The organism is Mesorhizobium hawassense, assembly GCF_003289945.1.
GTDB lineage: Bacteria > Pseudomonadota > Alphaproteobacteria > Rhizobiales > Rhizobiaceae > Mesorhizobium > Mesorhizobium hawassense.
The window spans coordinates 59,570-74,017 of sequence record NZ_QMBP01000014.1 but is presented as its reverse complement, the minus strand read 5'-3'; the positions used below and the strand labels follow the sequence as shown (position 1 = coordinate 74,017).

Sequence of the window (14,448 nt, the reverse complement as noted above, 5' to 3'; positions counted from 1 at the left end):
GAAATTATTTCGCGGCTTCGGCCGCAATCGCGTCGGTCAGGCCCTTGGCGCCACCACGGATGCGCTTCAGCGCCTCGCCGATCTCCTCGTCGGTGACGGTGAGCGGCGGCAAGAGACGAATGACGTTGTCGCCCGCCGGGACGGCAAGCAAATGCTGGTCGCGCAGCGCCATGTTCACCTTGGTGTTGGGCATTGCGCATTTGAGCCCGAGCATAAGACCGGTTCCCCTGATGTCTTCGATGACATCGGGAAATTCGTCCGCGACCGCCGCCAGACCTTGTTTCAGGAGTAGCGCCTTGCGCTGCACATCCTCGAGGAAACCGTCTTCCAGCACCACGTCGAGCACCGCGTTGCCGACGGCCATCGCCAGCGGATTGCCGCCGAAGGTGGTGCCGTGCACGCCGGCGGTCATGCCAGTTGCAGCTTCATCGGTGGCAAGGCAGGCGCCCATCGGGAAGCCGCCGCCGATGCCCTTGGCGATCGCCATGATGTCGGGCGTGACGCCCGTCCATTCATGCGCGAACAGCTTGCCGGTGCGGCCGATGCCGCACTGGACCTCGTCGAAGATCAACAGCAGGCCGCGCTGGTCGCAAAGCTGGCGCAGGCGCTTCAGCGATTGCGTCGGCACCGGACGGATGCCGCCCTCGCCCTGCACCGGTTCGATCAGGATCGCGGCGGTCTCCGGCGTGATCGCCTTCTCGGCGGCATCGATGTCGTCGAAAGCGACCTGATCGAAGCCCTCTACCTTCGGCCCGAAGCCTTCGAGATATTTGTACTGGCCGCCGGCGGCGATCGTCGCCAGCGTACGGCCGTGGAAGGCACCCTCGAAGGTGATGATGCGGAAGCGCTCGGGATGGCCTTTGACGAAGTGATAGCGCCTGGCCGTCTTGATGGCGCATTCCAGCGCCTCGGCGCCCGAATTGGTGAAGAACACCTTGTCGGCGAAGGTGGCGTCGACCAGCCGATCGCCCAGCTTACGCTGCTCCGGGATCTCATAGAGATTGGAGACGTGCCAGAGCTTGGCGGCCTGCTCGGTGAGCGCCGCGACCAGGTGCGGATGGCTGTGGCCCAGCGAATTCACCGCGATGCCGCCGGCGAAGTCGAGATATCGCTCGCCCTTGTCGGTGACCAGCCAGGTCCCCTCCCCGCGGTCGAAAGCCAAGGGTGCGCGAGCAAAGGTCTCGTAAAGCGCCGAACCGCTCATTATATGCGTCTCCGGTACCGGAAATCAAAAAAGCCGCCAATGCGGCGGCCTTTGCGGCTTATCATGTTTTTCGGCCATGAAGTCAACGAAAACGTCACGCAGAAGCGCGTGGCACCCCCTGGCGCCACGCCGGCTCATCAGTGGTCAGGCAAGTTGGGGAAAACCGTAAAAACCGAATCGGTGTTGCCTTTGGGACTCTTGTCACCGAGTCAGCGCATAAGGTAATTGTAGTCGAGAAATAACTATATTTCGTGCGGCGGACCTAAATCACCCGGTACATGTGGTGTCGTTTGCCCGGCGAGAGCCGGCTCGGGGAAGGATTCTGGTTGCCGCACGCTTAAGCAGGAGCGCGGTCTCATGAACTGGACTGACGAGCGGGTCGAACTTCTCAGGAAATTGTGGTCGGAGGGTCTGAGCGCCAGCCAGATTGCCGCACAGCTTGGCGGGGTGAGCCGCAACGCCGTCATCGGCAAGGTGCACCGCCTGAAGCTGTCGGGCCGCGGCCGCGCGACGGCTGCCCCGGCGCGCCAGAAGAAGGTGGTGCAAGGCGCCTCGATGCAGAAATCGGTGACCCGCGCCGCAAATGCGACGCGCCATGTGACGGCGACCATCGGCGCCACCGCACTGCAGGTGCAGTTCGACGCCGAGCCGGTCGCGCGCCACTATATCCGCCCGGTCGAGAACGTGGTCGTGCCGATCTCGCGCAACCTGCAGCTCGTCGAGCTCACCGAACGCACTTGCAAATGGCCGAACGGCGACCCGCTCTCGGAAGATTTCAGCTTCTGCGGCAACGACGCCGCCGAGACGGGACCGTATTGCAAATACCACTCCCGCGTGGCGTTCCAGCCGGCGGCGGAGCGGCGGCGGGCAAGATAGGGATTAGGCAGTAGGCAATAGGGCTTTGAGCTGCGCTTCTTTTGCCTATTGCCTTCTTCACAGCCACCCATTCTTCTTGAACCGCCAGTACAGGAACGCGCAGATCAGCGCGATCGCCGCGAGCACGGTCGGATAACCGTATTCCATCTTCAGTTCCGGCATGTCGGAAAAGTTCATGCCGTAGATGCCGGCGAAGGCCGTAGGCACCGCCAGGATGGCGGCCCATGAGGCGAGCTTCTTGGAGATCGCGGTTTCCTGGCTCTGGCCGACCAGCAAGCTGGCTTCAAAGGCGAAGGCCAGAACCTCGCGCAGGCTGTCGATCTTTTCCTGCACGGTGCGGATGTGATCGGTCACGTCGCGAAACAGCGGATGCATGGCGGCATGAATCTGCGGCAGTTCGGCGCTGGTCAGCCGGCGGCACACCTCGACCAGCGGCAGCGCTGCATTGCGCAGCCGCAAAAGGTCGCGGCGCAGCATGTAGAGCCGCTCGATATCCGAGCCGGTCATCGGCTTCAAGAGCACCTTGTCCTCGATCGCCTCGACCTCGTCCTCGATCTGTTCCAGCACCGGCATGTAATTGTCGACGATGAAATCGAGGATGGCGTAGAGGACGAAATCCTCGCCCTTGGCCAGCGAGTGCGGGCAGCTTTCCCAGTGCTGGCGCACGGCGGCGTAGGAGGTCGACGGGCCATGCCGGACACTGACGATGTAACCGGTGCCGACGAAGAGGTGCGTCTCGCCGAAAGTGACGCGGCCGTCGATCAATTGCGCGGTGCGGGCGACGATGAACAGGGCATCGCCATACTGCTCGATCTTCGGGCGTGCATGCGGATGCTCGGCATCCTCGATCGCCAGGTCGTGCAAGTGGAACTGCGCCTGCACCCTGAGCAGAAGGTTGCGATCGGGCTCGAGCAAGCCGATCCAAACGACATGGCCGGGTTTTGCCGCCCATTCGCCGGCCTGTTCGATCGCGATATCGGCGACGCGCTTGCCGCCCGAGTAGACGCTCGAGGCGATGATGCCCGATGTCGGCTGCGGAGCTGGAGTCAGGTTTCGAACTTGTTCCATCGCAAACCTCCCGAGACTGCGACTGACAAATCGCTGTGCCGGGAGGAGCTTAGCCTAAATTAGAAGGTCGTTCGAGAGGCGCCTGTTCACTTAGCCGGGACCATGCCGGGAAGCACGATCTGGTCGGTCTTGTCGCCTTTCGGGCGGTCGGGGGGCATCTGATCGCCGGTGACGATATAGTAGATGGTCTCGGCGATGTTGGTCGCGTGATCACCGATGCGCTCGATGTTCTTGGCGCAGAACAGAAGATGCGTGCAGGGCGTGATGTTGCGCGGATCTTCCATCATGTAGGTCAAAAGCTCGCGGAACAGCGAGGTGTACATGGCATCGATCTGGTCGTCGCGGTCGCGCACGAAGCCGATCCTCTCGACCGAGCGAGAGGCATAGACGTCCAGCACTTCCTTGAGTTGCGTCAGCGCCAGATTGGCAAGGGCCTCCAGGCCGCGGAACAGGCTGTTCGGCTGACGGCCGTCGACCGAGGCCACGCGCTTGGCGACGTTCTTGCCGAGGTCGCCGACCCTCTCGATATCGGCCGAGATGCGGATGGCGCCGACGATCTCGCGGAGATCCGTCGCCATCGGCTGGCGCCTGGCGATGATGATGATGGCCTTGTCGTCGATCTCGCGCTGTCCTTCATCGAGGACCAGATCGTCCTGGATGACCTTCTGCGCCAAGCCATGGTCGATATTGACCAGGGCCGCGACCGCCTGTTCGACCATGCGCTCGGCATGGCCGCCCATCGCGGCGATGCGCTTGGACAGGAATTTCAGTTCTTCATCATAGGCACTGGCGATATGGACGGACTGCATGGACATGCCTTCCCGGTTTTGTACCGGCTGGTGCGCTCCCTCAATCTGTCGCTGATACGCGAACCGCATGACAGAAAGAAGAAAATCCCGGTTGGCAACCGGTACACGATCAGCGAGCCGGCAAATGAACCGTGAACGCCGCGCCCTTGCCGACTTCCGACTTGATCGACAATCTTGCGTTATGCCGGCTCAATATATGCTTGACGATCGAAAGGCCAAGCCCGGTGCCCTTCTGGGTGCGGCTGTTTTCGACATCGACGCGGTAAAAGCGCTCGGTTATGCGCGGGATATGCTCTTCGGCGATGCCCGGACCGTAGTCCCTGATGGTGACGTCGAAGCCCGGCTGCTGGGCGTCATCGGCGCCCGCAATCGATACGGTGACGTGTCCGCCTGACTGGCCGTATTTGCAGGCATTCTCCAGGAGATTCTCGAAAACCTGGAACAGTTCGTCGCGGTCGCCGGGAACGACAACCCGCCCATCGGCGAACTCCCGCCCGATGACGACGCCGTTCTCGGCGGCCAGCGGTCCGAGCGAATCGATGACGCTGTCGATCGTCTGGCGAAGATCGACCTCGGTGCCCGGCTTCAGATAGGGTTTCATCTCCAGCCGCGACAGCGAGAGCAGATCGTCGATCAGGCGGGCCATGCGGCCGGTCTGGTTCTGCATGATCTGCAGGAACTGGTCGCGCGCCGCCGGATCGTTGCGGGCCGGGCCGCGCAGCGTCTCGATGAAACCTGCGATCGAGGCCAGCGGCGTGCGCAGCTCATGACTGGCATTGGCGATGAAGTCGGCCCGCATGCGATCGATCCGGCGCGTCTCGCTCTGATCCTTGAACACCAGCACATAGAGGCCGGTGGCATGGCCGACCGTGGACGCGCTGACCCGGTATGTGCGCTCCACCGGGAGCTTTTCGGTGTAGTCGACCGCATCGGCGGCGACATCGCCCGACAGGATGCCGTCCAGCAGCGCCTGCATTTCCGGGGCGCGAAACTTCAATGCCAGCGACATGCCAGGCGCCAGGCCGCCGAAGGCAGCGAAGGCCGCGGCGTTGGCGTGAACCATCGCGGCCGAATGATCGAAGATGATCAGCGGATCGGCTACCGCCGCCGCCAGATATTCGCCGGAGAGACGTTGCAGCCCGCCGGCCTCGATCGCGGCAGCCGCATCGGCCGACTGACGCTCGGCATCGGCGGGTAGCATCGCCGCGGCCGCCAACAGAGCCAGGGCCAGCAGCGGCAGATAGACGGAAGCGCCGGCGAAAGAGTAGACCGCGAAGACGTCGACAACGCAGGCGGCAAGCAGCCAGCGGTTGCGCCAAAACCGCGCCGCCAGGGTTTGCCCCCTGCTCTCTTGCCCCGTGCCGGTCTCTGCCATAAGGCCCACGCCACCCCGCATCCCGTCGACCGGTCAGCGGCTCGCTGGACTGGCCTGGCGCATCGGCCTCTTGAAAATCAGGATCGATTTTCGCGAAGGTTCATGCGCAAAATCAAAATGCTACGACGTGCCTGCGTCCGGATGGGCGCTACGCCGCCAAGGCTCCATAGCATGAGTCCGCAAACTGAAAAGGTTCGTCTGGATGAAAAAAGCCAAGGAAACGGCTGAAGCGGTGCCGGCCACGGGACCGATCAAGATCAGGATCGGCGGCAAGGAACGCGCATTCGACATCGACAATCCGGTGCTGCCGGACTGGATCGAGGACAACAAGCTCAGCGCCGGCGGCTATCCTTACGACAAGAAGATGAATGGCGAGGAATACGAGCAGGAGCTCGAGCGGCTGCAGATCGAACTCGTCAAGGCGCTGACGTGGCTGCAGGCGACCGGCAAGCGGGTGATGGCGCTGTTCGAGGGCCGTGACGCGGCCGGCAAGGGCGGCACCATCTTCGTGTTGCGACAGTACATGAACCCGCGCACGGCGCGCAACGTAGCGCTGACCAAGCCGACGCCGACCGAGGCCGGGCAATGGTATTACCAGCGCTATGTCGACCATTTCCCGACTTCTGGCGAATTCGTCACCTTCGACCGCTCCTGGTACAACCGCGCCGGCGTCGAACCGGTGATGGGGTTCTGCACGCCGGAGCTGCACGAGAAATTCCTCGACGAGACACCGCATTTCGAGCGCATGATCTCCAATGAGGGCATCCATTTCTTCAAATTCTGGCTGAACATCGGCCGCGAGACGCAGCTCGAACGCTTCCACGACCGCCGCTGGTCGCCGCTGAAGAACTGGAAGTTCTCGCCGATCGATATCGCCGGCATCAGCAAATGGGACGATTACACCAAGGCGCGCGACCAGATGATCGAGCGAACGCACAAGGCGTTCGCGCCCTGGATCATCGTGCGCGCCAACGACAAGCGCCGTGCCCGGCTGGCGGTGATCCAGCGTATCCTTCTGTCGCTGCCCTATGAGGGCCGCGACCTCGACGCCATCGGCAAGGCCGACAAGAAGATCATCGGCGTAGGGCCCGATTTCCTGAAGGACTAATGCATGTCGCCCAAAAGTGCGCAGCGGTTTTGGGAGAACGACATCATCGAGAGAAACATTACAGCGCCGCGCGGCTTTCGGCTCGCGCGGCGCTGAGACTTTCATGCTGGCCGGTCAGGCCGCCAGGCGGGCGATCCGCTGCAGCCGCTTCAGCGTGGTGTCATCCTGAAGCGCCTGCTGGAACAGCGTGATCTCGTGGTCGATGCGGTCGCACAGCACGTCCGTATCGCCCTTGAGCAGGCTGCGCGTCTGCAGCAATGCCGCCACCGGCTTCTTGGCGAGATGTTTCGCCCTCGCCAGCGTCGCTTCCTCGGCACTGCCTTGCGTCACGATCTCGCCGACCAGGCCGAGCGCCTTGGCATCCTCGACGCCGAGCGTGTCGCCCAGGCAGAAGAAGCGGAAGGCGCCGGCATAGCCGAGCTTCTGGGGCGCGAGAATGCTGGTCGCCGCATCCGGCACCAGGCCGAAATCGACGAACGGGACCCTGAAGGTGCTGCCCTTGGAAGCGATCACCATGTCGCAATGGAACAGGATGGTGCAGCCGACGCCGACGGCATCGCCGTCGACACAGGCAAGCACCGGCTTGGGGAAGGTTGCCAACACGCGGAACATGTCGGTGACGGCGGCGATCAGCTCTCGGTGCTTGGTGGCGTCGAGGAACTCCGAGAAGTCGCCGCCGAGGCAGAAGCAGCCGGCCAGGCCACGCAGCATGACGACGCGGACCTCGTCATTGACAGCCGCCTCGTGCAAGGTCCTGGCAAGGCTCGCATAAGCCTGCCGGTCGAGCACCGGCCTTCCGTCATGCGAGGACACGGTGACCACCAGCGTGTGGCCGCGCAGTTCCGGTTCGGGATGGAAGCTCATGACCGCCTCCCTCACGAAGCCTGCTTCAGGCCGAGCAGACCGGGATAGCCCCGGTTCAGCACCGGCAGGAAGTGGTTGCGGCGGGCTCGCACGATATCGAGCGTATGCTCGGTGAAGGTGAGCAGCGTCGCCACGACCTGCTGGTTGCCATACGTGCGCTGGTAGCCGAGCGGCTTTGCCAGGAAGTGCAACTGCAGCGCCCGCAGCACCCACATCGGCTCGAACTCGATGATGACCTGGTTGACGTTGCGCTTGAGACCCCATTCGACGAAACCGGCGATCAGTTCGGTGCCGACCGTCGAGACGCCGCGCTTGCCGTCACGAAAGCCAGGGGCCACCGCGTAGCGGGTCAGCTCCCAGACATTCGGTCCCGAGGGCGACGGGCCCTCGCAGAGGTCCGACAGCACGTCGGTCAAAAGATGCGGCCGAGTGGTCGGCAGCATGCGCTGGTAGCCTGCCAGTTCACCGTTGCGGATGACGAGGTGGTGCTGCGCCTCGTCATGGTCGAACTGGTCGATCTCGAGCTGGTCCGGACGATCGAGATCGGTCCATCCCATCTCCTCGACGAAAATCCTGTAGCGCAGGCGGTGGACGGCCTCCCAAAGGTCGGGACGTTCCATCAATTCTTGAGTGGTAAGGGCGAAAAGCATTAGCCGTCTCCTAGGCTTAAGAGGAAGATACGGCCGGGCTTTCCCGAAAATATTACGCGAACGCGTAGGCAAGAATTCTAGGCCAGCACGGCCGACCTGGCTAATATAGCCACGCCTAATCGCCTGCGCGACTGCCTGCACAGGGTTGGTGGGACCCAGTTTGCTTTTGGCGTTAAGAAATCATTAGCCCTCTCCCAAGAGGGAGATTCGGCTGCGCTTTTCCAAAAATATCACGGATCGCGTAAGCGTGAATTGTAGGCCGGCACGGCCGGCCTAACTGATATAGCCGCGCCTAATGGCCTCCGCGACTGCCTGCACCCGGTTGGCTGCGCCCAGTTTGCTTTTGGCGTTAAGAAGGTGTTTCTCGGAAGTGTGCTCCGAGATTCCGAGGATTTGGGAAATCTCCCATTCGGACTTGCCGACGGCCGCCCATTGCAGGCATTCCCGCTCACGCGCCGTCAATTCAATGTGATCGATGATGGTCTCGGCCTTGGTGTGCAGTTGCATGGCACGGCCGATTGCATAGGTCGACGCCAGCGAGACCATTCCGAATTCGGTATCCGACAATTCAACCGACTCGCCGCCCAGCGAGACCATGACGATCTGGCCGTCGAGCGTGACCAGCGGAAACGCCAGGCCGTCGCGCAGCTTGAACTCGCGCGCGTCGCCCATGACTTCGTCGCTACTCTTGTCGATCACCGCACTCTTGGAAGCATCGCGCCATTGGAACGGCGCCTGCAACTGCTTCATGTGGCTGACCACCGGATCGTGGTCGACATAATTGCGCGCCACATAGCGCTTCAGCCAATCGCCGGGCCAATCGCAAAGCATCACATGCTGTTTCTGCAGGCCGCGTGGCGTGCCCGGTTGCGGCACGGTTCCCGCCATCAGGGCGGTCAGGCCGAAATTCGAGGTGATGCCAAGCAGCCGCTCGCAAACCGCGGCCGCGGTGCCGGCATTCTGCAACTGGTCTATATATTCCAGAGTTCTGTCAAACAGGCCCATCGCAACATCTACCCCATGTTGCTTCTGCTTTTTCGTTACCGACGGTAGATGCCCTAACCGCCCTTCGCCATCAACCCCCGGATCGCAATCTCCCCTGCAAGCCGGTAGCTTCCCCCTTCCGGCGCGCGCGAGGTTATTTGCAGACGCGCTAAACCATACGCCTAATTTGGCCGCTTGAAATCAAAAACCGTTGTGCCTGCCGCATTTTCATACGAAAAGCCTTCGAACGGGGGGCGGGCGCGGAGCCATATCGTGATCTTGCGGTGGATATTTCTGGCCCTAATGTCCGTGCTGGGCGGCGCATTGCCGTTTGCCGGCGCGACTCAGGCAGCGGAGCCGCAGGTGCCGGTGCTGTGGGACGCCAAGGAGCGGCTGCCGAAACCCGATCTGTCGGCGCTGCCGCGGCTGAGATTCCTCACCACCACCGATTTTCCGCCCTTCAACTTCCTCGACGGCTCGGGCCGCCTGTCGGGTTTCCACATCGATCTGGCGCGGGCGATCTGCGCGGAACTGGGCGTCGTCGAGAAATGCCAGGTCCAGGCCCTGCCATGGAACGAACTGGACGATGCTCTCCAGAAGGGCGAGGGCGAGGCGATCATTGCCGGCATCGCCGCGACACCGGAGAGCCGCGAGAAATACGCCTTCTCGCGCTCCTATATGCAATTCCCGGCGCGGTTCATCATGCTGAAGGCGAAGGCCTTCGCCGAGCCGATCCTCGACAAATTGCGCAGCAAGCGGGTCGGCGTCGTCGCCGGATCGGCGCATGAGAAAATGCTGCGCGATTACTTCAAGACCGTGCAGGTCGTGACTTTCGACAAGCCCGAGGATCTCTATGCCGATCTCAAAGCCGGCAAGGTCGACGCCGCCTTCGGCGACGGCATGCGCTTTGCCTTCTGGCTGGGCGGCTCCGACGCCGCCAGCTGCTGCCGCTTTGCCGGCGGGCCGTATCTGGCGCCGGAATATCTGGGCTCGGGCATGGCGATCGCCACCCGCAAGAGCGACACCGCACTTGCTGCCGCCTTCGACTACGCGCTGCAGGAAATCTCGATCAAAGGTACCTTCGCCGAGTTCTATCTGCGCTATTTTCCCGTCAGCTTTTTCTAGGTCAGCGTGCGCAGCCGCGCCTTCGCCGCTCGCGCGATCGCCGCCACGGTCAGCGTGTCGAGATCGAGCTTGAGGCGGATGAGCTGCAGGACGCGCACTTCCTCCATGCGCATTTCGAGATCGACGGCGGCGACTTCGAAGGCGGCCGCATAGGCCGTGTCGCGCAGACGCTCGGGCAGCGCTTCGGCGACGCGCGCCAGCACGCCTTCCAGCCCGTCCTTTTCATGCAGCGCCTTCTGACAGGCCTGTGCCACCGCAACCAGCCTGTCGTGGTTGAAGTCGACGAAGACCGGCCAGGTGCGAACAACGTCGCCGATCCGCGCCAGCTCGACATCGGTCATGTCGCGGTCGGAAGCCGATGTGATGACCATCAGGTGGATCAGGGCTTCATGCGTCGTCAGCAAAGGCATTCAAAACTCCTAGCAGCGTGCATGTCATTCCCCCAATATCGCGACGCGCTTTTGGGTGACATGCGCTTGAAAGCGAGGCTCGAACGTAGGGATGCGATTGTGGCGCCGCAAGGAAAACCGCCGCAAATCGTTGACGCTCCGGCCTGTCACGCCTAGAGACCGGGCGACAATTTTCATCCGCCGCGCAAGACGGCCTTGACCGGAACTTTGACATGACGGGATCAAACATCATCGATCTCACGCCCGAGATGCTTGCGGCGGCGGCCGAGAGCAAGGCCTGGCCGTTCGAGGAAGCCAAGAAAATCATCGCCCGCTACAAGAGCAAGGAGTTTCCCGAGACCGTGCTGTTCGAGACCGGCTATGGCCCGTCCGGCCTGCCGCACATCGGTACCTTCGGCGAGGTGGCGCGCACGACCATGGTGCGGCATGCCTTCCGGGTGCTGACCCAAGACAAGGTCAAGACCAAGCTCCTTTGCTTCTCCGACGACATGGACGGCATGCGCAAGATCCCGGAGAACGTGCCGGACCGCTCGGCGTTGGAACCCTATCTGCACATGCCGCTGACCTCGGTGCCCAATCCGTTCGGCGGCGATTATGCGAGCTTCGCCGACCACAACAACGCGATGCTGTGCCGCTTCCTCGACACGTTCGGCTTCGACTACGAGTTCGCCAGCGCGACGCAGTACTACAAGGCCGGCCGCTTCGACGAGATACTGCTGCGCGCCGCCGAACGCTATGACGAGATCATGGGCGTGATGCTGCCGACGCTCGGACCGGAGCGTCAGGCGACCTACAGCCCGTTCCTGCCGATCTCGCCGAAGAGCGGCCGCGTGCTCTACGTGCCGATGATAAATGTCGACGCGAAGGCCGGCTCCATCACCTTCGACGACGAAGGCACAGAAACCACGCTGCCGGTCACTGGCGGCCATGTGAAGCTGCAGTGGAAGCCGGATTTCGGCATGCGCTGGGCAGCGCTGGGCGTCGATTTCGAGATGTTCGGCAAGGACCACCAGACCAACGCGGTGATTTACGACCGCATCTGCAACATCCTCGGCGGACGCGCCCCGGAGCATTTCGTCTACGAGCTGTTCCTCGACGAGGAAGGCCAGAAGATCTCCAAGTCGAAGGGCAATGGCCTGACCATCGACGAATGGCTGACCTACGCGCCGACGGAGAGCCTCGGCCTTTACATGTACCAGCGGCCACGGCAGGCGAAGAAGCTCTATTTCGACGTCATCCCGAAGGCGGTGGACGAGTATTACGCCTTCCTCGGCGCCTATCCGCGCCAGGACTGGAAGGAGCGGCTGGGCAATCCGGTCTGGCACATGCATGACGGCAACCCGCCGGCCATCGACCTGCCGGTGCCCTTCGCGCTGCTGCTCAACCTGGTGAGCGCTTCCAACGCACATGACAAGTCGGTGCTGTGGGGCTTCATCTCGCGGCACGCGCCGGGCGTGACGCCGAAGACGCATCCCGAGCTCGACCGGCTGACCGGCTACGCGATCCGCTATTTCGACGACTTCGTGAAGCCGACCAAGGTTTTCCGCGCCGCCGACGAAGTGGAGCGCGAGGCACTGGCGAAGCTTTCCGCGGCGCTTGGCGCGCTGCCGCCAGGCGCTGACGGCGAGGCGATCCAAAACGCCGCGCTCAACGTCGCGCGCAAGATCGAGCGCTACCAGGATCATTCCAAGCAGAGCCCGGAAGGCGGGCCCGGCGTGTCGGTCGCCTTCTTCCAGATGATCTACCAGGTGCTGATCGGCCAGGAACGCGGCCCGCGCTTCGGTTCCTTCGCGGCACTCTACGGCATTGCCGAGACGCGCGCGCTCATTGAGCGGGCGCTGGCTGGTCAACTGGCGGCGTAGCGGCCTGATCGACCGGCGGCATGACCGCGCCGCCGTCGGCCGGCAGGATCGAATCCGGCGCAACCGGCGCCGGTTCCGCGGCGGCTGGCAGCGCGGGCAGGCCGCCAAGGTTTGGCGCCGGGCCGAAAATGCCCTTCTTCGCGGTACGCGCCTTGTTTTCCGCCTCGACATAGGGGCCGCCCTGCGCGGCGCGTGCCCAGCCGTTCTCGACCAGCCACTGGCCGACGTCCTGGTTGCCGATATGGCAGTCGGCCGAAACGGTGTCGCGACCGCCTTCGGGCGGCAGCGTGCAAGCGACGGCCCGCCCGCGCAGGAAAGCGCGGAAGGCTGTCCTGGCGCGAGCGCCGCAAGCCCAGTCCTTGCCCGCGTCGCTGCAGGTTTCGTCCGCTTTGACGACGTCGACGCCGGTGATGGTGACCGTAAAGCCCTTTGCCTCGATCAGCCCGGCCGCCGTTGCGACCGGCTGGAAGAGCTTGGTGCCGTTCCAGTCGCCCGGCATCTTCAACTTCGGCGGCTTGGGCGGCCCGGCCAAGGCCAGATCGCTGAGCGGCGCGCGCGGCTCCACCCGTTCGAGTTCGTCGTCCGGGAGAGCGGGCGGTGCCACAACGTCAGGATCAATCGCCCTCGAATGGACGGCCGGTTTGGGTGGCTGCGGGGCGGAGGGCTCGGGAATGGCCGATGTCGCCGGCCCCTGCGGCACATCGGAACCGGAAGCGGAAAGCGTGTCGCCGCCGGCGGTGGGGAGCGCATCGACGATGGGATCGATCTGATCGACGGTGACGACACTCTCATGGCCTTTGATCGTACGTCCGCCGGCGACCACAAGAGCCGCCATGACCGGAATTGCCAGAACCGTCAGGATGATTTGAAGAAGCCGCACCGGCCCGGCCCTATTGGCTCGCCCAGACGATGCGCGCCACCCATTCGATCTCGCGCGTCGGGATATCGCGGTCCGGATGCGCGGGATTGAGCGAGACCAGCACGATCGACTTCACCGTCTGACGGTCGAGCACCTTGGCCATCACCTCGCCCGCGGTGGTCTTGACGACGACACGGTCGCCCTTGCGCGTCGGCGCGTCCGGCTCGACGATCAGCACGTCGCCGTTGCGGTAGAGCGGCAGCATGGAATCGCCCTGCACCTGCAGCGCATAGGACGTCTCGGTCGCCCGCGCCGGAAGCTCGACCAGATCCCAGCCCTGCCCAGCCGGATAGCCGGCATCGTCGAAGAAGCCGCCGGCGCCGGCCTGGGCGAAACCAAGCAAGGGGACAGCGCTGCGCTGTTGAGCGATGGACGCGCCGACGCGGCCCTCGACCAGTCCGGTGAATTCCTCGAGCGACGCGCCGGTGGCCTCAATGATCTTGGCCAGCGACTCGGTCGAGGGCCAGCGCGGCCGGCCATCGGACGACAGGCGCTTCGACTTGTTGAAGGCCGTCGAATCGAGGCCCGCGCGCCGGGCGAGACCGGAAGCCGACAGCGAATAGCGCTCGGCGAGAGCGTCGATTGCGGCCCATACGCGATCGTGTGAGAGCACACGCGCTCTCCTTCAAACAGGAAAAAATGCCTCTGCCTGTCTAGCGCGCGGTCACGCCCTTGTCCACCGGCGCGGCCGGCGGATCGTCAAGAATGCCTCATGACCTTCTTGCTCGTAAGCGGTCTATCCGATCCCGGCCAGGGCTCTGGGCAGACCCTTCTGGAGTTCCTCGGCATTCATGACCGGCACGAACTCCACGGCGGCGTTGAAAGCCAGGAAGAACCGCTCGCCATAATAGGGCATCTCGGAGCTGTCCTTGATGTCGACGAACAGATAGGCGGTCCGCTGCCCCTTGTCGGCGGTGAAATAGGCGGCCTCCGGCTTCAGCTCGGACAGGCTGTGTTCGATGAACTTCCCCATGCTGCCGTCCTTGAGCGCCTTGTTGCCTTCCACGGTCGGAACAGTAATTTTCAGCATCATGCGCATGCGATCGCTCCCTCCGTTATCCGTTAGAAGCTTCTAATTTATCACTCGCGGCCACTGCAAAAAAGCTGATCGACCCGGCTTCCCGAAAGCGTGATCAGGCGTGCATGGGGCTACGCCGGTTGACCGCGACCATTCGAGCGCGACCAAAACGTCAG

At 63.3% G+C, this 14,448-nt stretch carries 15 protein-coding genes; 4 read left to right on the top strand and 11 right to left on the bottom strand.

All coding sequences use genetic code 11. The features are described 5' to 3' along the window. Positions 1-4: 4 nt before the first annotated feature. The gene (locus tag DPM33_RS25170; RefSeq protein WP_112100104.1) at positions 5-1,204 is read right to left on the bottom strand and encodes an aspartate aminotransferase family protein; all 1,200 of its coding nucleotides are present in this window, start codon (positions 1,202-1,204) and stop codon (positions 5-7) included. Between the two features lie 357 nt (positions 1,205-1,561). On the opposite strand from DPM33_RS25170, the gene DPM33_RS25165 reads away from it, so the two are divergent. Beyond that, positions 1,562-2,080 carry a GcrA family cell cycle regulator gene (locus DPM33_RS25165; RefSeq protein ID WP_112100103.1) on the top strand — a complete coding sequence of 173 codons (519 nt, stop codon included), beginning with the start codon at positions 1,562-1,564 and terminating at the stop codon, positions 2,078-2,080. Between the two features lie 57 nt (positions 2,081-2,137). Here the strand turns inward: DPM33_RS25165 and DPM33_RS25160 are convergent, their stop codons facing one another. From DPM33_RS25160 to DPM33_RS25150, 3 genes are all read right to left on the bottom strand, one after another. Further along, complete coding sequence (locus DPM33_RS25160) at positions 2,138-3,148, bottom strand: magnesium and cobalt transport protein CorA (protein WP_112100102.1); 1,011 nt, start codon at positions 3,146-3,148, stop codon at positions 2,138-2,140. A gap of 86 nt (positions 3,149-3,234) precedes the next feature. Then, positions 3,235-3,957 carry a phosphate signaling complex protein PhoU gene (phoU, locus tag DPM33_RS25155; protein ID WP_112100213.1) on the bottom strand — a complete coding sequence of 241 codons (723 nt, stop codon included), beginning with the start codon at positions 3,955-3,957 and terminating at the stop codon, positions 3,235-3,237. Positions 3,958-4,066: 109 nt separating this feature from the next. Beyond that, on the bottom strand, positions 4,067-5,332 hold the full coding sequence (locus tag DPM33_RS25150; protein WP_167449206.1) for an ATP-binding protein: 1,266 nt from the start codon (positions 5,330-5,332) through the stop codon (positions 4,067-4,069). Between the two features lie 202 nt (positions 5,333-5,534). Between DPM33_RS25150 and ppk2 the strand changes: the two genes are divergently transcribed. Further along, entirely contained in the window at positions 5,535-6,440 is a 906-nt protein-coding gene (gene ppk2 / locus DPM33_RS25145) for a polyphosphate kinase 2 (protein ID WP_112100100.1), read from the top strand. A gap of 114 nt (positions 6,441-6,554) precedes the next feature. On the opposite strand, the gene DPM33_RS25140 is transcribed toward ppk2, so the two are convergent. The 3 genes from DPM33_RS25140 to DPM33_RS25130 form a co-directional block, all read right to left on the bottom strand. Next, entirely contained in the window at positions 6,555-7,304 is a 750-nt protein-coding gene (locus DPM33_RS25140; RefSeq protein WP_112100099.1) for an enoyl-CoA hydratase-related protein, read from the bottom strand. Positions 7,305-7,315: 11 nt separating this feature from the next. Then, positions 7,316-7,954: an acyl-homoserine-lactone synthase gene (locus tag DPM33_RS25135; RefSeq protein ID WP_112100098.1), complete on the bottom strand. Its 639-nt coding sequence runs from the start codon at positions 7,952-7,954 to the stop codon at positions 7,316-7,318. A gap of 273 nt (positions 7,955-8,227) precedes the next feature. Continuing rightward, positions 8,228-8,959: a LuxR family transcriptional regulator gene (locus DPM33_RS25130; protein WP_112100097.1), complete on the bottom strand. Its 732-nt coding sequence runs from the start codon at positions 8,957-8,959 to the stop codon at positions 8,228-8,230. A 282-nt stretch (positions 8,960-9,241) separates the two neighbouring features. Here DPM33_RS25130 and DPM33_RS25125 point away from each other — a divergent pair, with 282 nt between their 5' ends. Beyond that, on the top strand, positions 9,242-10,063 hold the full coding sequence (locus DPM33_RS25125) for an ABC transporter substrate-binding protein (RefSeq protein ID WP_112100096.1): 822 nt from the start codon (positions 9,242-9,244) through the stop codon (positions 10,061-10,063). On the opposite strand, the gene DPM33_RS25120 is transcribed toward DPM33_RS25125, so the two are convergent. After that, the gene (locus DPM33_RS25120) at positions 10,060-10,473 is read right to left on the bottom strand and encodes a tellurite resistance TerB family protein (RefSeq protein WP_112100095.1); all 414 of its coding nucleotides are present in this window, start codon (positions 10,471-10,473) and stop codon (positions 10,060-10,062) included. The two genes, DPM33_RS25125 and DPM33_RS25120, sit on opposite strands and share 4 nt — an antisense overlap. Positions 10,474-10,685: 212 nt before the next feature. Here DPM33_RS25120 and DPM33_RS25115 point away from each other — a divergent pair, with 212 nt between their 5' ends. Continuing rightward, on the top strand, positions 10,686-12,335 hold the full coding sequence (locus DPM33_RS25115) for a lysine--tRNA ligase (RefSeq protein ID WP_112100094.1): 1,650 nt from the start codon (positions 10,686-10,688) through the stop codon (positions 12,333-12,335). On the opposite strand, the gene DPM33_RS25110 is transcribed toward DPM33_RS25115, so the two are convergent. From DPM33_RS25110 to DPM33_RS25100, 3 genes are all read right to left on the bottom strand, one after another. Further along, positions 12,298-13,215: a thermonuclease family protein gene (locus DPM33_RS25110; protein WP_245442362.1), complete on the bottom strand. Its 918-nt coding sequence runs from the start codon at positions 13,213-13,215 to the stop codon at positions 12,298-12,300. The two genes, DPM33_RS25115 and DPM33_RS25110, sit on opposite strands and share 38 nt — an antisense overlap. 10 nt (positions 13,216-13,225) lie before the next feature. Next, positions 13,226-13,867 carry a S24 family peptidase gene (locus DPM33_RS25105; RefSeq protein ID WP_112100093.1) on the bottom strand — a complete coding sequence of 214 codons (642 nt, stop codon included), beginning with the start codon at positions 13,865-13,867 and terminating at the stop codon, positions 13,226-13,228. Between the two features lie 123 nt (positions 13,868-13,990). Continuing rightward, a complete protein-coding gene (locus DPM33_RS25100; RefSeq protein ID WP_112100092.1) occupies positions 13,991-14,293 on the bottom strand; it encodes a hypothetical protein in 303 nt (100 codons plus the stop codon). Positions 14,294-14,448: the final 155 nt, after the last annotated feature.